Origin of the sequence: Mucilaginibacter polytrichastri, assembly GCF_001911425.1 — a bacterium.
Lineage (GTDB): Bacteria > Bacteroidota > Bacteroidia > Sphingobacteriales > Sphingobacteriaceae > Mucilaginibacter > Mucilaginibacter polytrichastri.
The window spans coordinates 255,879-275,738 of the sequence record NZ_MPPL01000001.1; the positions used below are offsets into that span (position 1 = coordinate 255,879).

A 19,860-nucleotide genomic window follows, 5' to 3' on the forward strand; every position below is an offset into this window, starting at 1 on the left:
GTATATATTTTTATAATTGGTGCTAAAAATATATGTTTGCATGTAACGGATTTGTTGCGGCAGATACTTTTACCCTTTTGTAAACTAATATGATTAAACCTTTACTTGTAAAAACAAGCAAGTACATTATTGCTTTAGCTTTTATTGCAGCTTTCTCCAATCATGCTTCGGCCCAAACGGATGCCGATGCCATTATGATCCCTAAAAATTATTTTTGTACCGGTTTAATGTACGGCCACAGCGATTGGGATCATTATTGGGAAGGCGATTTTAAACGAACCAACGGAAATTTAGGTCACGTGAGCAGCCAGACGGTTGCTGCAATGGTAAATTATGGCGTGTCCGACAAGTTTAACATTCTGCTTAACTTACCCTATATGGCTACTAAGGCTTCGGCTGGTACGCTAAAGGGGCAAAATGGCTTGCAGGATATCTCGCTCTTTTTAAAATATATGCCGGTAGAAGTACAGGTGGGTAAAGGAGTAGTATCGTTGTATGGCATTGGTGGGGTATCAATACCTGCAAGCAATTACGAGGCCGACTTTTTACCATTAGCTTTAGGCGCGCACAGTAAAAACCTGATGGCCCGTTTTATGGCAGATTATCAGAGGAGTAATTTCTTCACTACTGCATCTGCACAATATGTGCACCGTAGTAATATCACCATCGACCGTAATTCGTACTACACTACAGAAATGCACTACACCAACCAGGTAGATATTCCTAATATGATGGTATATAATGGCCGCATGGGTTACCGCAGCGAAAGCTGGATAGCTGAGGCTGTTGCTGAGAACTATACCAGCCTGGGCGGGTTTGATATCCGTAAAAATGACATGCCTTTCCCGAGTAATAAAATGAACTGGACCACATTGGGCGCAAACTTTAAATACACGTTTAGTAAACCTGCCGGGCTTGAACTTACCGCTGGCGGCGATTACGTGATCAGCGGCCGTAATGTTGGCCAGAGCACTGTGCTCCATGGCGGTGTTTATTACCTGTTTTCAATAAAAAAAGATAAGAAAGACAAAAAATAAACCTTGTACAAGGTTCTTAATTTGAGATATGAAGAAGAATATTTACTACTTGCTTCCTGCACTGGCGCTATTTGTTGCCATAGCATCGTCATGCAATAAGACCATAGTTGAACGTAATACCCAGTTCCCGGCTTTATCACCGGCTAAACTCGACCTTAATGCAGAAACCTGGAAACCGGTATTGTTAACCAGTACAAGCCAGTTTGCAGTGGCTGCGCCCGATGCGATTAGCTCACCCGCTTATCAGGCCGACCTGAATGAAATTAAAGCCTATCAGCGCGGTATTACAGATGATCAGCGTGCGCTTATTGCTTATTGGAGTGCCGGTGCTGTATTGCGCTGGAACGAGATATTACGCGATCTGGTTGCCAAACACAACCTGCCGCCTTACCAAAACGATGATGGTACTTACCCCGCGCCAAGCTCGGCCAATCCCTTTGCCTATCCGCAGTTTCCATTCTCAAATCCGCCTTACGCAGCCCGTGCTTATGCTTATGTAAGCGCAGTACAATATGATGCCTTAATAGCGGCTTGGCATTACAAAACATTATACAACAGGCCTGCGCCTTATAAAAATGATGCCACGGTGCAGGCGTTGATCCCAAAATCAGACCTGCCATCGTACCCGAGCGAAGATGCTGTGGTGTCTGGCTCGGTAGTTGAAATGATGAAGCTTTTGTTCCCTACAGAAATAGCTTATATTGAACAACAGGAGGCTAACCAAAAATTATACCGTATGGTTGCCGGTGCCAATACGCGCGCCGAGTGGGATGCAGGTGAAGCTTTAGGTAAACAAGTTGCCGGGTTATTTACCGCAAGGGCCAGAACCGATGGAACCGGGGCTGCTATAGGTACACCTGCATACTGGAAATCGCTTGAAACTAATACAGCCGCCACAGGCGAGACACCCTGGATTAGTTTAGAGTATCCAAAACGCCCGCCTATGTTGCCATTATTTAGCAAGGTAACGCCGTTTTTATTTCCGGCCGCCACAGTAGTAGCACTTCGTCCGTCTCCGCCGCCATCAACAAAATCAGAACAGTTTAAGAAAGAAACTGCAGAGGTGTTATCATACAGTAAAAATGCCACGCGCGAGAATGAGGCCATTGTATCATTTTGGGCCGATGGCGCAGGTACTTACGCGCCGCCGGGGCATTGGAATGCTATAGCTGCCGAAGAGTTTGTAAAGCAAAACTACAGCGAAGTACGCTGGGCCCGCAATATGGCCCTGCTTAATATGGCCGAAATGGATGCAGCCATTGTATGCTGGGATGCCAAGTATTTTTACTTTAACCCCCGCCCAACACAAACCGATGGCGCTATTAAAACATTAACAGGGATACCTAATTTCCCGTCTTATACATCAGGGCACTCTAACTTTAGTGGTGCGGCGGCAACGGTACTCACCTATCTTTTGCCGGATAGGGGCACCAAGTTTACAGATATGGCACAGCAGGCAGCAATGTCGCGCTTGTACGGTGCCATCCATTATCGCAGCGATTGCGAAGTTGGCCTGGTTACCGGCAAGGCAGTAGGCAACTATGCCGTAGCACGTGCCAAAACAGACGGGGCAGATCAATAAGTCTTTTACTCAATCACCATAAACCCGCGAAAGCTGCAAACGTAAAGTTTGCGGCTTTTTTTGTGCCCTGTAATGGTGCAGTAATAAAATTGATTGTAGATTAGGGTTTGAATATGAATTACAAGAAAGTATCGATTATAAAATTTATTACAGCTTTGATATACCTGTTGATAGGTATTAGCGCAGGCCAGGCGCAAACTGTAAAATTACTGGAGCAAACAAAAGCCTGCAGTATTAGAGGTTTATCTGTAGTGGACAACCATGTGGCTTGGGTAAGCGGCAGCAATGGCTATGTAGGTATAACTACAAACGGAGGACAAACGTGGCAATGGCAGCAGGTTAAAGGTTTCGATAAAAGCGATTTTAGGGATGTAGAAGCTTTCTCTGATAAAAAGGCGGTGATCATGAGTTCGGGAACGCCGGCGTTAATTATGCAGACAAACGATGGCGGCACAACCTGGCAAGTGAAATACAGAAATGACGATAAAGCCTATTTTTTAGATGCGATGGCTTTTGTAAACGATAAGCATGGCTATACCATGGGCGACCCTATTGATGGGAAATTTGTGCTTTTGGAAACAAAAGATGGTGGTAGCACCTGGGCTACCATGCCTCATTTGCCTTTAGCCTTGCCCGGCGAGGCTGCATTTGCTGCCAGCGGTACTTGTATAGGTGTAACCAAAAGGGCCCTGCAAATTGTAACAGGAGGCAGCAATAGCAGGCTGCTTACCTGGGATGGCAAAAAATGGAGCTATCAACCATTGCCGCTCTTGCATGGGAAAGACTCTGAAGGAGCGTTCTCTGTTGCTTCTAACGGGCCTAATATGGTTTTTGTGGGGGGAGATTACCAGTTGAATAATAGAACAGATTCTGTGGCTGCTAATATATCTAACGCTGTTTTAAATAGTCCGGTTAATCCGCCTGCGGGTTTTCAGTCTTGCGTTAGTTGGTTGGATAAGGCCATTTTTATTTCAACCGGTACACCGGGGACCAATATTTCTACAGATGGTGGCATGAACTGGGAGCTTATAAATGCCGAAAGTTTTAATGTTTGCAAGCAGGCAAAGCATGGTAAGTTGGTGTTGCTGGCCGGCGATAAAGGAAAAATTGCCGTGTTTGAACCGTATTTGCCTCATAATTAGGCACTCAGAAAAACTTTAAAATATTTGAAAATTTGGCTTGCGGGTAATTGTCAATAATCCTATATTTGCACCACTTTAACGGAAACGTTAAATGATTCCGTAGCTCAGCTGGTAGAGCATTACACTTTTAATGTAGTGGTCCTGGGTTCGAATCCCAGCGGGATCACGAAAAGCCTCATAGAAATGTGAGGCTTTTTGCGTTTTCAAGGTTTTGGGGAATAGTTTTGTCTGTTTTAAAAAAGGATTATATTGGCTTTAAGTGGGGTTATAATAAATGACCATAAAAATTTTCATGCAGCAAATCAGTAAGTTCGGTAAACTATACCAAAACTCTTTAAATCTGTCAAAAATTTTTCTATCTTTGCACCTCTTTATCGGAAACGATAATGATTCCGTAGCTCAGCTGGTAGAGCATTACACTTTTAATGTAGTGGTCCTGGGTTCGAATCCCAGCGGGATCACAAAGCCCCCCCAACAGGTCGACGTTTATAGCTAAAAGGCGCATGAAAATGCGCCTTTTCTGTTTAAAATGGTTTTTTTAGCCATACCTAAAAAAGATAAACAGATCATTTCAAATCAATTCAGATCAAATCAAACGATGCCCTATTTCTACAGGGCACTGGTAGATTTATCTTTGGGGCACCACATACAATCAAGGCATTGTAAGACAATGGTTTAAGGCAGCAATTAAGGTTATTCGGAGTTCCGCAAAACAAATTGTTCACCAAAATTCATTAAATGAAAAATCATCAAAAGTTAACGTTGCTGTTCTGGCATCGCAAATCTAAAGCAGACGCTAAAGGAAATGCTCCTATTATTTGTAGAATTAGTATCGAGGGAGAAATATTTGAAGAACTTGCTATCGGTAAAAAAGTACACTTAAAGAATTGGGACGTTGAGTATAAAAAAACTAAAGGCGGTAGCCAGGAAAAAGCTACTAATCAAAAAATCAACGAAATTAGTGTGGACCTTAACCGGCAGTTCATTTTTCTACAAGCCGAGTATGAGCGCGTTACCCCCTTAAAGTGGAGATTCTGATGAACTAGACCACCTGATTCCGGGGCAAGCTGACCACCAATTCCGGGGCAAACTGACCAGGGGATTCCGGAACAAACTGACCACCCTCAACGTGTAGCAAATGCTGTAGAAGCAACCATCTTTCGGAGGCAACATATACCTCCAAACATGGCCAATTCGACGATCAGCATGAGTAAGATTAGAAAGATTTTAAGGATGTACAGCCAGCAGCGGCCCATAATGACCATCGCTGCTCAGACTGATGCATCCCGGAATACCGTAAAGAAGTACCTGGCAGCCTTTAAAGCCAGCAGCTTTACCTTTGAAGAGATCGATGCCCTTAACGATAAGGAACTCGAAGATCTCTTCGGGAAAAGCAAAGAACACCCGCCTACCAGCCGTATGCAGTCCATGCAGCGCTGTTTTCCCCAAGTAGATAAAGAACTCAAACGCACCGGTGTCAACCGGTATATGCTATGGGAATCCTACCGCAAAGAGTTTCCTGACGGTTACCAGTACAGCCAATTCTGCTTTTATTACAGCCAGTGGAAAGCCAGGGTCAACCCGACCATGCACATGGATCACAAAGCCGGTGATAAGCTTTATGTGGATTTTGCAGGCGAAAAGCTAAGCTATACCGATAAGGATACCGGTGAAGTTATTGCAGTAGAGGTCTTTGTGGCTATCCTCGGAGCCAGTCAGCTTACTTATGTAGAGGCGGTTCCGAGCCAGCAAAAGGAAGACTTTATAGCGGCCTGCGAGAATACGCTGCACTTTATCGGCGGCGTTCCTGCCGCCATTGTGCCGGATAACCTGAAGGCAGCTGTAACCAAAAGCAGCCGCTATGAACCTACTTTGAACGAAACGTTTGAGGACTTTGCAGACCATTACGGCACCACCATACTACCAGCGCGGGCGTACCGCCCGCGTGATAAAGCACTGGTAGAAGGTGCCGTTAAGGTCATCTATACCAAGATCTACGCACCTATCAACCGGGTTACCTATCATTCTTTAAAAGAGCTGAATACAGGTATATGGGAAGCATTGGAAACCCATAACAGCCAGTTGCTTAAAGGACGTAACTACAGCCGCAGGCTACAGTTTGAAGAGATCGAACGGCATACCCTGATGCCACTGCCTGTCCTGCTTTACCAGTTCAAAAAGCACTTTTATGCTAAGGTGATCAAGAATGGCCATGTCAACCTTGGCCCTGATAAACACTATTACAGCGTGCCTTACCGCTTCATCGGTAAACGGGTTAAGCTGTTGTATTCCCGCACCATCGTGGAGATCTATTCCAACTATGAACGTATTGCCCTGCATAAACGGGCAAAGAACCCTTACGGTTATACGACCGATAAAGACCACATGGCCACTACGCACCGCTTTGTAACTGACTGGACACCTGATAAGTTCTTAGATTGGGCAGCATCTATCCATGAGGATGTAAGGCTGTATATCCTAAAGATCCTTGACCGGAAGCAACACCCGGAGCAGGCTTACAAGTCTTGCCTGGGTGTACTTGGCTTCGCCAAGAAAGCCGGGAACGAACGCTTAACGATGGCCTGCCAGCGTGCACTCAGCTATGGTATTCATAACTATAAAACGATACAAACGATCCTGGAGAACAAGATGGATGGCTAGGAGGAAAGCCTGTTTGCCGACGAGCTGCCGATGCCTAACCATGATAATATCCGGGGAAAAGACTATTACAAATAACCATTAAACAACAAATAACATGAACACAAGTACATTGGACAAACTGCGGAAGATGAAGTTCTTCGGCATGTTCCATGCCTTCAAAAGCAGCATGGAAACGGGTAAAACAAATGATTATACAGCGGATGAACTGCTGGCTCACCTGGTAGATGCCGAGTGGGATGACCGGCAAAACAGGCGTATAGAACGGCAGATATTGTATGCTAAGTTCCGCTATAAAGCTTCGATAGAGGACGTGCATTACCATGCTGACCGAAGCATCGACCGTAACCAGATCATGCGGCTGGCAGACTGTACATTCATTGATCGCAATGAAAATATCCTGGTCACTGGCAGCACTGGTATCGGTAAAAGCTATGTGGCTTCTGCTGTGGGCTACCAGGCCTGTATGCTGGGCTACAGGGTGCTTTATGCCAGCACGCCTAAGCTGTTCGCTAAACTAAAGATGGCTAAGGCAGACGGCTCCTATATCAAGGAACTCGCCAAACTTGAACGGCAGCAATTGCTTATACTGGATGATTTCGGTATCCAGCCCTTTGATGCACAAAGCAGGGCTGCGCTAATGGAACTTATTGAGGACAGGCATGGCAAAACCTCGCTGATCATAACCTCACAGTTACCGGTAAGCAAATGGTTTGAAGTGATCGGTGAAAAAACGGTTGCTGATGCGATCCTGGACCGGATCGTTCATGATGCACACCGCATCGAATTGAAGGGGGGATCTATGAGAAGAAAACGTAACGTTGAACCGGAAACCAGCTACTAATGAAAATACCTTTTAAATAACTATTTTTGTACACGCTTTTATAGCGTTTGCTGCACGCCCCACGTCAGCTAATTGCCTGGTCAGTTTGGCCCGGAATCAGGTGGTCAACATCTCCATAACATACACCCTTATGTTCCCTTAAAGCGATTTTTTGCTGGTTAATCCAGGTCTGGTTTGCTGATTTTTTTTGCAAATCGGCAGTCGTGGTGATAATAAACGTATCTGTTTTATCTCCAAACTCCTCAGACAAAAACAAATTGACTGCACTTTTTAATTTAGAAAGCGTAAGATCCGTATGCTTACATTGAATACAAACATACCGGCCACTCTCCTGCTTAAATGAAAGTAAATCTATACCCGCCTGAAAATGACCCTGACGCAAATATTCTTCAATAGCCGGGTCATCATGATCTTCGCGGTACAAGAAAAGACTTATCCGTTGGAAATCCTTCCAATCCAGTTTTGCCCAGGTAAACCCATTTTCATTCATCAGGTAAAGATAATGGATTTTAGGCTGGCTGTTGTTCCGCTAAAGACGCAACTGAAGCCATCAGCCGGGGGATCATTTCCTCACAGTAATTTTCCAACCCGTCCTCGTCAATCTCTGCTTTTTGGCTCAAATGGTTTTCATTGATCGTTTTTAATGTATGATCATTGATCATTTTTGCGATCTGCGGCAAATGTGTGATCAGATCACGCTGAAGATCGGCCAACATAGTAGGGCGCAGCAGTTGGTTCATAAAAGCAGTTGCTTCCGGCATATCAGAATCTTCGGGAACAACACCGGTTAAATATTCTTTCATCAACTCCAAATTTTCGGTTAGCTGATATTTACCGGTAAGGTCGTAGGCAAAGAAAGGATCTATTTCAGAATAGTCATGAACGATCTCGGCAATATTCTGTTCCAGACGGAATAGTTGTGGCTGTTTAAAAATCACCCTTTTAATGCCCGCCGAAATTAAGCCGGCCATTTCTGCTATCTCTGCCTCCGTCCTTTCCGGATCGAGCGTCTTTATAGCTGCGGTCATTTTTTCAATGTACCTCGCAATAAAAGGTTCCACACTGATCTCCTTATCTACCCAATGCTTTAATTCCAGCATATTGAAGACGGCTGAGACGTTTTTTTTCCTGCTTACGCTCGTCTTTATTGGCATTCCAGCGCCCCAGCGCCCAGACCAGCAAACCTGAAATGATAGCAGTAATAATAGGTAAATAGACCATGATCGAATTTAGGTTGTACAAAATAAGGATTACGCCCCGCATTTATGTAATTGAACCTTAAAAAAGGTTCAATTGAAGGCGGCTTCCTTTTAATGCTTGAATTATTCCCCATAAATATGAACGTTACTCGCTATTCAATTATTTATTACAACATAATTATCCAAAATGAGTGCTGGTTCTATACGCTTATTTTAAGATTGCTGTATTTAAAGATAATCCATGTTCATGTTACATGAACATGGATTATTTATGAACAAATACTTGCATTTAAATATAATGTTCATTAGTTTTGATTATTCATGTTTATTGAACGCCATTGAAAAATGAAGATAAAAGAAAGAAATTTGCTTTATCAAGCCACGGACAAGCTACAAGAACTAACTGGCGCCGCAATGTGCGATCTGAGCATAAGGGCTAAAGATAATCATGCTGAGCGTGACGGCACAATTGCCCTGACCTTTGGGGAAACCACCGTGGAATTTTATGTAGAGATCAAAAACGAAGTTCGTGGCAACACCATACCTGTGGTACAGACCCCAAACTTTTACAGAAGACGGGATACCCTGCTGATCTGCGGGTATATCACCAAACCCATGAAAGATGAGCTGCGACACCGTCAGATTAATTACCTAGAATTGGCCGGAAATTGTTATATCCAGACCGAGGGCATCTATATTTATATCAATGACCAGCAAGTCACCGAAACCCGCACCGCACCGCAGGGCAAACTCTGGAAAACAGCCGGTATTAAATTCCTGTTTGCCCTACTCAACGACCCCGAACTTCTAAGACAGCCTTACCGTACAGTCGCTGATCGGGCAGATATTGCGCTGGGCAATGTCGGTGCGCTGATGGACGAAATGGGTCGTGAAGGCTATTTAAAAGAAGGGCTAAATAAAACCGCATTCATTGAGCGCCGGGAAGAATTGTTTGGCCGTTGGGCCGAAGCTTATCGCAATATCCTCCGCCCGAAGATCACCGCGGGCACTTATCGATTTGTCGATAAAAGCCTTACCGATCACTGGAAAGAACTGCAACCCAAAACATTTCTCTGGGGCGGTGAAAATGCCGGAGCATTGTTGACCGACTACCTGAGGCCGGAAAAGTTCACCATATACGCAATAAACTTCAGACAGGAAGTTATGAAGGAACTAAAATTGTTACCCGATCCAGAGGGTCCGGTGGAAATTCTGCATCAGTTCTGGAAAGACATCCAGGAAGAAACGCAAGTTACTGTCCCGCCTTTGCTGGCTTATGCCGACCTGGCCACCAGCCTCGACAGCAGGAACCGCGAAACCGCTGAAAGATTAAAAAAACAATACTTAGATTAACATGCTGACCCAACCATTATTAAACATGCTGGCTGGCCTAGAAAAGGTATTTGCTAAATTGGACATCGACTTTTACCTTGTGGGTGCCGTTGCCCGTGATATCCAGTTTTCATTAAAAGACGAAAATATACGCGCACGGGCGACGGAAGACGTTGACATCGCTGTAATGGTGAGCGACCAAGCACAGTACACGGCCATAAAAAATGCATTGATCGCTTCCGGTGAATTTACTGCCCATGAAACCGAAGCTATTAAACTATATTATCAGAATGCTATTGAAATTGACCTACTACCCTTTGGCGATATCGAAAACGAACAGCGTGAGATTAAATTGACCGACCCCATGTTTATCCTGAATATGCCGGGCTTCAGCGAGGTGTTTCCCTATGCCGAAGCTGTACAACTCAGCGAAGAACTGAATATACGGGTCTGCACTTTGGAAGGCATAATTCTCCTCAAACTGATCGCCAATAACGACAGGCCAAGCCGCACCAAGGACATCACGGATATCGAGCACATTATCGCCAATTACTTTGATATCTCAGACGCGGATATTTATAGCGACCATTTCGAGGTCATGGACTATTATGACACAAAGGATCGTGAATATATTCCATTAGTCTGCGCCCGGGTCATCGGCCGCAAGATCGGGCAGCTCCTGCAGGAATCACGTGAATTACATGAACGGATAGCCAAAATACTGATAGGCCGCCCGACTACTTTATGGAACGCCATGCTTGATGGACTGAATGATAATTGAATTACTACTCAAGCTCAATTTATATAAAATTTTGCCGCTGAACACAAATCTGAGTTTATATTCAATTGCATATAATAACGCCACTTAGATATATTTATATGCAATTACATATAATTTGAATCACCCAAGCCGAAGCGTTTAAAAAGATTTTTTACAGGGATCACGGGTCGTAATTCAGCAGGATCACTTTCAAAAACGGGAAAATAATACAATCATTAAAAATGGGTATTTACTTATAAATAATTGAATATTAAACTATTACATTAAAATCGAGGCATCAATTTATCGGGTATTTGAGCACCAAAATTCAGTACTTTTTCATCTATCAATGCCCCAAACAGTGCCCTTATTTCAAAAAATACTTTTAACACTTATGTAAGTATCTGTTTAATAGTAACTTACATAACCGTCCAAATAAATGATTTTTCGTTCCAGCGGGATCACAGAGGTCTAAAACAAGACCACTGATTTTTGAAGGAAAAGCGCACTATAAGTGCGCTTTTCTTGTTTTTAGGAGGTTTTTGCCAAACTAATTACAAAAAAAGGTCAAAATAAATCAGGGTAAATCAAACCATATGGTGCCCCAATCGGTGCTCTTTTGATTCTGTTATTTGAACAAATTGCAGTATTGCTATTTTTAAGTTACAGGCAAAAAACGCTCTGTTTGTTCAGCTTTTCCCAAACTATTGGAAATATTTTATCTTTATAAGATATAATCTCATTTTACCTTAAATTATTTATTATGAGAACATTATGCCTGATTTTTACGCTATTGGTAGCTGGATTTTATGCCAAAGCAACAATGAAAGATTCAATAAAAGTAGAAATAGCTAATCATTTTATAAATAAAACGGTGACCGTATACGGTACTATTTATAAAGTGAGTTTTAACGCCACCACTAAAATTTGCCTTGTTAAATTTGGAAATCCAACGGGCGAAAAAGTCACGGCGATTATTTTGGAAAAGAATAATAAGAATGACATCCACCGGTTGTTAACGCAAGAAGGCCGGCTAATTCATGTTAAGGGTCTTATTCAAAAGCGAAATAGTCAGCTTATTATAGACATTGACAATGTGAAATCACAAATACATGTAGAAGAGGCTCATATTTACGACTTTGCTCCTGCATCGCCATTACCGAGTGGGGTTACGATTGAGACTAAAGACGCCAGCAAGCATATCGGTGAACTCGTCAACTTATGGGATACTGTTTATGCTTATACAGGTTCACGGGATAGTCTTACCCTATTCTGCATTGGCAAGCCGTATCCTAATCAGTTATTAACGGCTGTAGTTAAAGACCCCAAAAATGCCTTTAATATCAGTAGATTTATAGGAAAGAGAATGTGTATAAGAGGGACGATTATAAAGGAAGAAGATAAACTCGTATTGAAGTTGAATGATAGTGATGATGTATTAAATCGCCTTTGACTTTCTGCCAAAAGGGAAAGGCTTTAATCATGGAAACCAAAGAAGAGGCGATCAGGTAGAATATCCATGCAACAAGGCGGCGGCGAAATGGGCGAATTGATCCCGCTTCGTTGGCCCGGAGCAACGCAGATGAAATGCATTTACTATATTCGTGATATGGCCGATAGCACCATCCTTAAACCTTTTGAATTTGCAGTTGTTAGCTATAAAAACCTATACTGCTTACTTCGACAAATTAGTTGGGGCTATTGGTGATTTTTCAACCATTCCAGTCTCCGTTGATCCGGCAGGTGTTTAACAGAAAAATTCTCAAATTTAGCCTCAAAGCCATCTCCATCAGGGCAAGCGGCCATTAGTCCTACCATAACGGGTGCGTTGTCTTTAAGAGGCGCATTACGGGTCATGATATAAGTTTTATCATCAAGAGAGTAAAAAATCTCTAAAGCATCCAGCCTGCGTACGACTTTAATCCAGATAAAAGGTGGAACCTTATCAAGCGTAGTCACGCTCCAATCGCTTTTAGTGTGAGTTACAACTGTGCTTACGTTAAATTTGCCATCAACAAACTCTACCCCTGTTTTGATATAGTTTTCATGGTCTGTGCGAACCATTAAACCCATTTGATCAAACCGGGCTTTATAGGCTCCGGTCAATTTGACTTTAGCCTCGAACTCTCCGCCATAGTTGCCGTAGTAAAATGGGGCATCATCAACTGTGAAACCGTAATGAGAGATACGCCAGTAATCACTTTTGGGTGTGACCTGCATTATCAGACTGTTGTTTTTAATTTCCCAATGTTCCGGTTCATTAAACCAAATCAACTTTTGCAGGCTTTGTGCTTTCATTTCATTAACGCTCCAGAGCAATAGTAAAGTAAAAAATATTTTTTTCATAATTTGATTGTCATGTGAAATGGAAGTTAACCATTCGCTTTTGTATGTTCGTAAAGTTATTACGTAATTGAAAAACCTTCAATGGTGATTTATAACCATGCATATTTATGGAACATATTCGCGAATTGCTTGATATAAAATTATTAGGGCAATCATTTAATCCTTCATCTGGTCACACCTTATCCCTGGAGAATGCGAAAGTTATCGCTCAGTTATATTCCAAATTTGAAAACGGTATAAGTGTGTTAAGTGATATGAAGACAAGAAAAAGCTATATTTATTATGGCGCAGTTGCTGACGTATTGGGGTTGACCCGACGGCAAAATGAAATCAATTCTATCTGGGAAGACGAATTACTTGACGTAATACACACCGACGATCTACAAAAAAAGTACAGGTTAGAACTTCTTTATTTTCAATTACTTAATACCATCGCTGTAAATGATCGGTCAGATTATGAGATAATAACCAAGTTGCGGATTCAGCGAAGTGAAGGTATAACACAATTTCTAAAACATCGCTTGCTTTACATCAGCAGTTCACCCGACAACAGTATCTGGTTAGCACTTTGCCTGTATAATTTAATACCAGATTATCCCGGTTTTGACGCACCCGATGGTCTGATCCTTAATACAAGGACCGGACGTATTCTCGGTTCTGAGGAAAAATTCCCCGAGATATTGTCATCCAGGGAAAAAGAAATCATGCAATTGATCCGCCAGGGTAAGAGAAGTAAAGAGATTGCTGAGAAGTTGACATTAAGCATCAACACTGTAAACAGACACCGGCAGAATATTTTCCAAAAGTTAAATGTAAGTAATGCCATAGAAGCTTGTAGAGTTGTGGAGGCTATTGAATTGCTTTAACTCTTTCAATCTCAATTTGTATCAGCCTCGACAACTAGAATAATGAATCAAAAGTTTAATTTTACATACTTTTGAATCATTAAAAAATCTCATGACAAATTTGTTACGTAGTCGCGGAGGCGCTTCTATTCAAAAGTTTTCTACTTTTACCGGTACAAATTAACAACTTATTTGACAGCCATTGTTTCATTGTATTAATTATACTCAATACATTTAAGTAAGACTTAATTTGTTAGAATGAACTTGAGCGTAACATGCATATTTTGAATAGCACCCCTGACAACTTAAAAAGAAATTATACATTTATTGATACTATTCGTTGTATATCCATGATGGGCATCGTTGGTGAACATAGTTTGGGAGAGAACAACTTTGCTCACGGCTCTACTAAATCATGGGCATTTATAATTATTGCACAGCTGATCAAATTTGGAACGGTAATTTTTTTCTTACTATCAGGTTTTTTAATCGGTGATAAATTTGCCGATTACACACCAGGACAATACCTCAGACGGCGGCTTTCCAACACACTGGGCCCATGGTTGTTTTGGTCTGCTTTATTTATTTTATGCTTTTGCGTAAATCTTTTTGTAAAAGGGCGCATGTATCACGATGGTCGCTTTACTTTATCAGCAATTCTCGATGAAGTGAAATCGGTTTATTTGTATACAAATTACTGGTTTATAATTAATTTCATGGTCAGCATCACTCTGCTGCTAATATTTAAACGTTACTTATATAACCAATACTTTGGTTTAACACTTTTGGTGATCACGCTATTTTACTGCATTAACATTCACTTTGAGTGGATGGATCCAAGACACACCATTGCTATATTGGGCTTTATTTTATTTCTATGGCTGGGCGTACAACTCCGCAAAAATTGGGTTGCTGTGGATGGGTGGATCAAAGGCTGTTCATATTCATTACTTGTGCTTTTCATAGTAATTACCTTTATATTATCAGTTTTTGAAATACAGAGTTTACAAAGCGGCCATAGCGTTGATCCTTATAATACGCTACGGATAAGTAATGTAATTTATTCTTTGGTTGTGTTTGCATTCTTATTAAAAATAAAAGAAATCAAACTAATTAACTACCTGCGGCCCAGGGCAACCACTTACGGTATTTATCTTATTCATTATGTTATCTTAATATTTCTGATTCCCGAAATATTTCATCCAATGCATGTAGATGTAGCGGAATTTAATCTTACTGCGTTGCTTTTATTTAAGCTTTTAACGTTTGTACTGGCGTATGGTATTACCTGGCTTTTAGTGATGCTGCTTAATAATTCTCCGGCCAAACGATTAGTTGGTAACTAAGGACATTGTTTTTTTAAGTAACGTTTTAGCATTCTATTCTATTGGATATGTTTTTTACAACTTGCCTCGGGGTTAAAGACAAAGCTTAATTTTACGAAATAGGCATTTGTCGGATAAAGTGAAGAGAGGGTGGTTTAACTTTCCGAGTTTTTAGTGTTAAATTGGCATAGGGGCTGCCTGCATTAAAAGTATATGTTGCATCACCCTGGAAGTTAATGTTACTAATCAGGTTTTCGTTTAGAATGGTATAAAGGCTATTGTTGAAAAATTTGGTAAAGGATAGCTGGTAATGCCATGTAAATGAGGCCGATGAAACGGATTTTTCTAGCTATGTGGTTATATGAGCTGTTAATATTGGTTACAAAACTGATGCGGCAAATGGCTAACTTTATCAATTTGTGCCGTGTTTATTAATGCCGCCATAAGTTACAAGCTTTCATAAACCGCCAGCGTTTTTGTAACACATTTGGCAAAACCAAAGTTAGCTAATCTAAGCCTACCCTTTGTCTTTAGGTTATCACGAAGTGCAGGATCATGAAGTACCCGCTTAACCGCTTCCTCTATACTCTCTGATAAGAGCGGGTCGAAATAAACCGCAGCATCTCCAGCTATTTCAGGGAAGCAGGTATTATTGCTGCATACCACCGGGCAGCCTTGTGCAAACGCCTCGAGTATCGGCAAACCGAACCCTTCAATTAATGACGGGAAAACAAATAAGGTTGCATGATGATACAATTGCTGCAATTCACTTTCGGTAGCGTTAACTTGTGTGCATTGTAAAGCTATTTTATGTTGTTCAAACAGCTCAATTTCAGTCGGAAGAAAAGGATTCCCACCTACACAAATTAGCTTCAAACCGGCATCGGCCTGTAGCAAAGGAGAAATACCCAGCAAAAACTTATTGAAATTTTTGTAAAGCCATCTTTCTCCAACGTATAAAATATAATTTGGAGGCAAGCTCTTGATTGCCGGTGAAGCGCCGGTAGCCGGTAATATACCATGATGAACTACACTTATTTTATTTTCGGTTTCTGGGTAAAACTTTAAAATGTCATGCTTTGTATACTCAGATATAGCCAGGATAGCATCAGCCTTATTGATAAGCAATTGTTTTCTTCTGATAATTTCTTGAGGATTATCAAACATCTCTGGCATTAACTCATAAATCATGTCATGGATCGTTACCACAAAGGGCTTTTTACTATATTTAATAAAATACGGATCGAGGTACGTTGGGTGGAATACATCGTAATTAGCGTAACGTACGTTCCACCGTGAGTAACGGCGGTTCCAATTATAAACTTTGTCCCTTTTTCCCGCGAAAATTTGATCGCCAATACGATTGCCTAACAAAAGCTGGTCGTTTTTAAGATACTCGTTTTCGGTATATACCGCAGAAACGTAACTGCTGTTACCTGGCGTGGCGTTTATTTCCTTGTTCAGGTTGGCGAAGTACTTTGAAATTCCGCCGTATCTCTGAAGAGAAAATGTTTGGTGATCGAATAGTATTTTCAAGGATATATTTGCTAATTTGTACCAAATGCTTGATCGAGAACCTGCAGCACGGTGCTTGTCTCAAAGCTTTTTTGAAAAAAAGATTTTGCCAGTTCGCTTTGTTGTTGATAAAATTGCGGGTCATTCAGCAATTGCATAATCAATTGGGCGTACCTCGCCGGATTATTACTAACAAGGCAGCCGTTATCTATCTTATTCGGCAAGCCATCTGTTCCAGATTCATTACATACAACCGGCAACCCATAAGAAAGTGCTTCAACAACTTTTACTTTTACTCCTGTTCCGCTTAGCATAGGGCATATCGCAACTTCAGCATCACTGTAATACTCATCTAAGCTGGGCGCATGCAAAACCCTATGAATGGCGTAATCATCCACTATATGGTTATTTATTTTGCCGATCACGCAAATGCTGATGTATTTTGGCAATAGTGGGTATACCTTATCAAAAAACCAGGCTGCCGATTTTATATTATGTATGTTATTACTGGCTACATATATTAAATGATATTTTTTACGATTTACGGGAATATCTAAGGCGACGGGTTTATCCATCATCATGGTAACCAATCGCACGGTTGGCTTGCAAAATTGGTTATAGATATACCTCTCTTCGGTAGAAATAGCCCAGATTTCATGAAAAGCGTTTAGCCTGTTTATTTCATCGGCAAAAGTTACTCCCAAATTAAAGTTGCGCTTATCTTTAAATTGCCCGGTAATAAAATCATGCGTATCAATAATTAGTTTGGCATTGCCCAGCAGTTTGGTGTTGGCCACCAAATCAGCATAAAAAACATAGCTTATTATAATGTAGTCAAAGCTTTTTTTTCTTAAAATAGCTTCAAATGCTTCTTTTAATTTAACCGTAATAAAAGTAGGAATGTTAGATTTTAACGGGAAGGAAAACAGATAATAAAGCAGGTCTCTTAGCTTATATTTAAAAAAATAAGCAATTAGGTTTTTCTTTCCCGGTTTTCTGGGCAATAGGTAAACTTTGCTTGCAAGTTTGTTAAAACTTATATAATCTACGGTTGCTTGTTCGCTATCTATATCTTCTTTCTCATGCTTAAGGCTTACAAAATCAACGTCATAACCTTTGTTGGCCAAATATTTAAGAAGATGGATGGCGCGTGTTTTATTACCTGAGTTCTGGATACCTATATTATCAGGGAAAAAATATAAAACCTTTTTCATTCAGTAGTGAATCATTAATATGGGTGTGAATGCCATTTGTTGACATTGCCATATCAGACCTACAAAATAAACCGAGTTCTAATTATTTAATAACTTTGCTTATTAAGTTTGCCAGAGCGACGATTCAAAGATACGCGCATTATTTAAAAAACTAAAAATGTTACTTGAAGGGGGTAAGAGGGGGGCTTTTGAAAATTCTGAAGTACCTATTGTTTCAATTTTAATTGTTACGTATAATGCAGCGTCTGTGCTTCCAAATTGCTTGGAGAGTATTTATAAACAAACTTACCCCAACCTGGAGGTTATTATCATTGATGGGCAAAGCACTGATGCTACAATAGATATTCTAACTCATAATTCGCACCGCCTTAATTATTGGCGAAGTGAACGCGATAGCGGCATTTACGATGCCATGAATAAAGCCCTGGGGTATGCCACCGGCGAATGGATTTATTTTATCGGAGCTGACGATACCCTTTATGAAGGTTTTTCTGAGATGTGTTATACATTGCAAAACCCCAACACGGTTTACTATGGGCGGGTTTTAACATTAGGTGGGCCAACTTTTCCGGTATCAGATTATCAGTTTGCTAAAATAGGAATCTGCCATCAGGCTATTATTTACCCCAAAAGTGTATTCTTGAATAATTATTTCAACGTTAACTATAGGATCTCTGCAGATTTTGCTTTTAATATCCCACTTTATGCGAATTCAAAATACCATTTCGAATTTAGGGATTTCCTGATCGCGAAATTTAATCACACGGGGGTATCCAGCACTAATATAGACGAACGTTTTGAAAAGGACCGGTCGGGTATGGTGATCAGGAATTTTAGCCTGTGGATTTGGCTCAGGTACCAAGTTTGGAAGTTGAAAAAATCATCTCGAACCAAATAGATGTTTGGAGTTATTAAACTCAGTTCCCTGCCAGCAAAAATCACTCAAAAGAATTATTAAAATCAATTATATCGCCTGGTAGTTTTGGCCTAATAGATAATATATTTGTGTGTCCTATGAATAGTAAAATACCTCAAAAAAATATATCTAAACCCTCAGTTCTGGTTACGTTTGATTCTATGAAAGATATCAACCGTGGCTATTATTCTTTTGGTAAAGGGCTCGGCGATGCTTTAATTGATCAAAATAAAGGCAGATTTAAACTTGCATTTTATATGTTTAAGCAAACTCCTTACTTGTTTGCCGGGAATGTAAAAATCTTACATTTATCAATTTTTCATCGGATATTTTTTCCTGCCAGAAACCGATTTGATGTTATCCATATTTCAGATCAAACCTGCCGGCTAAGACCAGGAAGAGTGAATGCAAAGAAAATCATGACCATTCATGATATGAATAAAGTGCATTTAAAGTTTAGTAAGCCACACAGGATAACCGCCTATTTAAACAGATTGAGAAAGCTGATTGCAGAGGTAGATAGGGTAGTAGCAATCTCTAAATTTGTAGCAAATGATGTTATTAATTACTTCCCGGAAGCAGCACATAAGGTGCGTGTAATTTACAATGGGGCAGAAAAACTTGAGCTTGTGGATGGGCATGTGCCGAAAAACGTACCTGCAAAGCCATTTTTATTTACCATCGGGCTTTTGTCTGTACAGAAAGGGTTTCATCTTTTGCCGGCTCTTTTAGAAAACAACGATTATAACCTGGTAATTGCCGGTATAGAGACCCCACACAAGCAAAAAATCATAGCGGAAGCTGAGAAGTATGGATGTTTAAATAGGGTAATTATAACAGGACCAGTATCAGAAACTGACAAAGCCTGGTATTATAAAAATTGTTCTGCATTTATATTTCCGTCTATTGCTGAAGGATTTGGTTTGCCTGTAATAGAAGCCATGTATTTTGGTAAACCCGTTTTTTTATCTAAATATACGTCATTACCTGAAGTAGGTGGGGATGTGGCATACTATTTTGACAGTTTTGATCCTAAACATATGCAACAAGTATTTACCAGGGGCATGGCAGATTTTAGAGTCAGAAACCGGGAAGATGAAGTTAAGGCCCAAGCCAATAAGTTCACTTGGGAAAATTCTGCGAAC

At 40.9% G+C, this 19,860-nt stretch carries 19 protein-coding genes and 2 tRNA genes; 15 read left to right on the forward strand and 6 right to left on the reverse strand.

The window, feature by feature from the left end; all coding sequences use genetic code 11:
- Window positions 1–89: 89 nt before the first annotated feature.
- From RG47T_RS01140 to istB, 8 genes are all read left to right on the forward strand, one after another.
- Window positions 90–1,037 (forward strand): hypothetical protein, encoded by a 948-nt coding sequence (locus RG47T_RS01140; RefSeq protein ID WP_074487511.1) that lies wholly within the window; start codon window positions 90–92, stop codon window positions 1,035–1,037.
- Window positions 1,038–1,065: 28 nt separating this feature from the next.
- On the forward strand, window positions 1,066–2,619 hold the full coding sequence (locus tag RG47T_RS01145) for a vanadium-dependent haloperoxidase (protein WP_074487513.1): 1,554 nt from the start codon (window positions 1,066–1,068) through the stop codon (window positions 2,617–2,619).
- A gap of 113 nt (window positions 2,620–2,732) precedes the next feature.
- Window positions 2,733–3,761 (forward strand): WD40/YVTN/BNR-like repeat-containing protein, encoded by a 1,029-nt coding sequence (locus tag RG47T_RS01150; RefSeq protein WP_083627245.1) that lies wholly within the window; start codon window positions 2,733–2,735, stop codon window positions 3,759–3,761.
- 93 nt (window positions 3,762–3,854) lie between these two features.
- Window positions 3,855–3,927 (forward strand) — tRNA-Lys (locus RG47T_RS01155).
- A gap of 222 nt (window positions 3,928–4,149) precedes the next feature.
- Window positions 4,150–4,222, forward strand: a tRNA-Lys gene (locus RG47T_RS01160).
- A gap of 277 nt (window positions 4,223–4,499) precedes the next feature.
- Window positions 4,500–4,799, forward strand: coding sequence for an Arm DNA-binding domain-containing protein (locus tag RG47T_RS01165; protein WP_074487515.1), 300 nt, complete (start codon window positions 4,500–4,502; stop codon window positions 4,797–4,799).
- 168 nt (window positions 4,800–4,967) lie between these two features.
- Window positions 4,968–6,422, forward strand: coding sequence for an IS21 family transposase (gene istA, locus RG47T_RS01170; RefSeq protein WP_245770894.1), 1,455 nt, complete (start codon window positions 4,968–4,970; stop codon window positions 6,420–6,422).
- A 94-nt stretch (window positions 6,423–6,516) separates the two neighbouring features.
- The gene (istB, locus tag RG47T_RS01175; RefSeq protein ID WP_074487516.1) at window positions 6,517–7,263 is read left to right on the forward strand and encodes an IS21-like element helper ATPase IstB; all 747 of its coding nucleotides are present in this window, start codon (window positions 6,517–6,519) and stop codon (window positions 7,261–7,263) included.
- A gap of 64 nt (window positions 7,264–7,327) precedes the next feature.
- Here the strand turns inward: istB and RG47T_RS01180 are convergent, their stop codons facing one another.
- From RG47T_RS01180 to RG47T_RS25895, 3 genes are read right to left on the reverse strand one after another with little or no spacing between them, the layout of a single operon-like run.
- Window positions 7,328–7,753, reverse strand: coding sequence for a restriction endonuclease (locus RG47T_RS01180; protein WP_074487519.1), 426 nt, complete (start codon window positions 7,751–7,753; stop codon window positions 7,328–7,330).
- 19 nt (window positions 7,754–7,772) lie between these two features.
- Window positions 7,773–8,363, reverse strand: a complete 591-nt coding sequence (locus tag RG47T_RS01185; protein WP_139302402.1) for a hypothetical protein — start codon at window positions 8,361–8,363, stop codon at window positions 7,773–7,775.
- The gene (locus RG47T_RS25895) at window positions 8,335–8,484 is read right to left on the reverse strand and encodes a hypothetical protein (protein WP_171972454.1); all 150 of its coding nucleotides are present in this window, start codon (window positions 8,482–8,484) and stop codon (window positions 8,335–8,337) included. Before RG47T_RS25895 ends, RG47T_RS01185 begins: the two co-directional genes overlap by 29 nt.
- Window positions 8,485–8,807: 323 nt before the next feature.
- On the opposite strand from RG47T_RS25895, the gene RG47T_RS01190 reads away from it, so the two are divergent.
- The 3 genes from RG47T_RS01190 to RG47T_RS01200 all read left to right on the forward strand — a co-directional run bounded on the left by RG47T_RS01190 (window position 8,808) and on the right by RG47T_RS01200 (window position 12,007).
- Window positions 8,808–9,815 carry a type IV toxin-antitoxin system AbiEi family antitoxin gene (locus RG47T_RS01190; protein WP_074487523.1) on the forward strand — a complete coding sequence of 336 codons (1,008 nt, stop codon included), beginning with the start codon at window positions 8,808–8,810 and terminating at the stop codon, window positions 9,813–9,815.
- A gap of 1 nt (window position 9,816) precedes the next feature.
- Window positions 9,817–10,575, forward strand: a complete 759-nt coding sequence (locus RG47T_RS01195) for a nucleotidyl transferase AbiEii/AbiGii toxin family protein (RefSeq protein WP_074487525.1) — start codon at window positions 9,817–9,819, stop codon at window positions 10,573–10,575.
- A 742-nt stretch (window positions 10,576–11,317) separates the two neighbouring features.
- Window positions 11,318–12,007, forward strand: a complete 690-nt coding sequence (locus tag RG47T_RS01200; protein ID WP_074487527.1) for a hypothetical protein — start codon at window positions 11,318–11,320, stop codon at window positions 12,005–12,007.
- Between the two features lie 245 nt (window positions 12,008–12,252).
- On the opposite strand, the gene RG47T_RS01210 is transcribed toward RG47T_RS01200, so the two are convergent.
- Window positions 12,253–12,900, reverse strand: a complete 648-nt coding sequence (locus tag RG47T_RS01210; protein ID WP_074487530.1) for a DUF1349 domain-containing protein — start codon at window positions 12,898–12,900, stop codon at window positions 12,253–12,255.
- 107 nt (window positions 12,901–13,007) lie between these two features.
- Here RG47T_RS01210 and RG47T_RS01215 point away from each other — a divergent pair, with 107 nt between their 5' ends.
- Entirely contained in the window at window positions 13,008–13,766 is a 759-nt protein-coding gene (locus RG47T_RS01215) for a response regulator transcription factor (RefSeq protein WP_074487531.1), read from the forward strand.
- A 254-nt stretch (window positions 13,767–14,020) separates the two neighbouring features.
- Window positions 14,021–15,091 (forward strand): acyltransferase family protein, encoded by a 1,071-nt coding sequence (locus tag RG47T_RS01220; RefSeq protein ID WP_083627247.1) that lies wholly within the window; start codon window positions 14,021–14,023, stop codon window positions 15,089–15,091.
- Between the two features lie 426 nt (window positions 15,092–15,517).
- Here the strand turns inward: RG47T_RS01220 and RG47T_RS01225 are convergent, their stop codons facing one another.
- Window positions 15,518–16,606, reverse strand: coding sequence for a glycosyltransferase family 4 protein (locus RG47T_RS01225; RefSeq protein WP_074487534.1), 1,089 nt, complete (start codon window positions 16,604–16,606; stop codon window positions 15,518–15,520).
- Between the two features lie 11 nt (window positions 16,607–16,617).
- On the reverse strand, window positions 16,618–17,799 hold the full coding sequence (locus RG47T_RS01230) for a glycosyltransferase (protein WP_074487535.1): 1,182 nt from the start codon (window positions 17,797–17,799) through the stop codon (window positions 16,618–16,620).
- A gap of 157 nt (window positions 17,800–17,956) precedes the next feature.
- Between RG47T_RS01230 and RG47T_RS01235 the strand changes: the two genes are divergently transcribed.
- Both RG47T_RS01235 and RG47T_RS01240 read left to right on the forward strand, forming a co-directional pair.
- Window positions 17,957–18,697, forward strand: a complete 741-nt coding sequence (locus tag RG47T_RS01235; RefSeq protein ID WP_074487537.1) for a glycosyltransferase family 2 protein — start codon at window positions 17,957–17,959, stop codon at window positions 18,695–18,697.
- Between the two features lie 179 nt (window positions 18,698–18,876).
- The coding region (locus tag RG47T_RS01240; RefSeq protein WP_253187484.1) for a glycosyltransferase family 4 protein at window positions 18,877–19,860 on the forward strand (984 nt) is incomplete at its 3' end.

What these genes read in the sequence shown, in the direction of transcription:
- RG47T_RS01180 (WP_074487519.1), bottom strand. Translation starts at nt 7,753, where the DNA reads ATGAATGAAAATGGGTTTACCTGGGCAAAACTGGATTGGAAGGATTTC.
- RG47T_RS01165 (WP_074487515.1), top strand. Translation starts at nt 4,500, where the DNA reads ATGAAAAATCATCAAAAGTTAACGTTGCTGTTCTGGCATCGCAAATCT.
- RG47T_RS01235 (WP_074487537.1), top strand. Translation starts at nt 17,957, where the DNA reads ATGTTACTTGAAGGGGGTAAGAGGGGGGCTTTTGAAAATTCTGAAGTA.
- RG47T_RS01230 (WP_074487535.1), bottom strand. Translation starts at nt 17,799, where the DNA reads ATGAAAAAGGTTTTATATTTTTTCCCTGATAATATAGGTATCCAGAAC.
- RG47T_RS25895 (WP_171972454.1), bottom strand. Translation starts at nt 8,484, where the DNA reads ATGGTCTATTTACCTATTATTACTGCTATCATTTCAGGTTTGCTGGTC.
- RG47T_RS01215 (WP_074487531.1), top strand. Translation starts at nt 13,008, where the DNA reads ATGGAACATATTCGCGAATTGCTTGATATAAAATTATTAGGGCAATCA.
- RG47T_RS01140 (WP_074487511.1), top strand. Translation starts at nt 90, where the DNA reads ATGATTAAACCTTTACTTGTAAAAACAAGCAAGTACATTATTGCTTTA.
- RG47T_RS01220 (WP_083627247.1), top strand. Translation starts at nt 14,021, where the DNA reads ATGCATATTTTGAATAGCACCCCTGACAACTTAAAAAGAAATTATACA.
- RG47T_RS01210 (WP_074487530.1), bottom strand. Translation starts at nt 12,900, where the DNA reads ATGAAAAAAATATTTTTTACTTTACTATTGCTCTGGAGCGTTAATGAA.
- RG47T_RS01190 (WP_074487523.1), top strand. Translation starts at nt 8,808, where the DNA reads ATGAAGATAAAAGAAAGAAATTTGCTTTATCAAGCCACGGACAAGCTA.
- RG47T_RS01150 (WP_083627245.1), top strand. Translation starts at nt 2,733, where the DNA reads ATGAATTACAAGAAAGTATCGATTATAAAATTTATTACAGCTTTGATA.
- RG47T_RS01195 (WP_074487525.1), top strand. Translation starts at nt 9,817, where the DNA reads ATGCTGACCCAACCATTATTAAACATGCTGGCTGGCCTAGAAAAGGTA.
- istB (WP_074487516.1), top strand. Translation starts at nt 6,517, where the DNA reads ATGAACACAAGTACATTGGACAAACTGCGGAAGATGAAGTTCTTCGGC.
- RG47T_RS01185 (WP_139302402.1), bottom strand. Translation starts at nt 8,363, where the DNA reads ATGCTGGAATTAAAGCATTGGGTAGATAAGGAGATCAGTGTGGAACCT.
- RG47T_RS01200 (WP_074487527.1), top strand. Translation starts at nt 11,318, where the DNA reads ATGAGAACATTATGCCTGATTTTTACGCTATTGGTAGCTGGATTTTAT.
- istA (WP_245770894.1), top strand. Translation starts at nt 4,968, where the DNA reads ATGAGTAAGATTAGAAAGATTTTAAGGATGTACAGCCAGCAGCGGCCC.
- RG47T_RS01145 (WP_074487513.1), top strand. Translation starts at nt 1,066, where the DNA reads ATGAAGAAGAATATTTACTACTTGCTTCCTGCACTGGCGCTATTTGTT.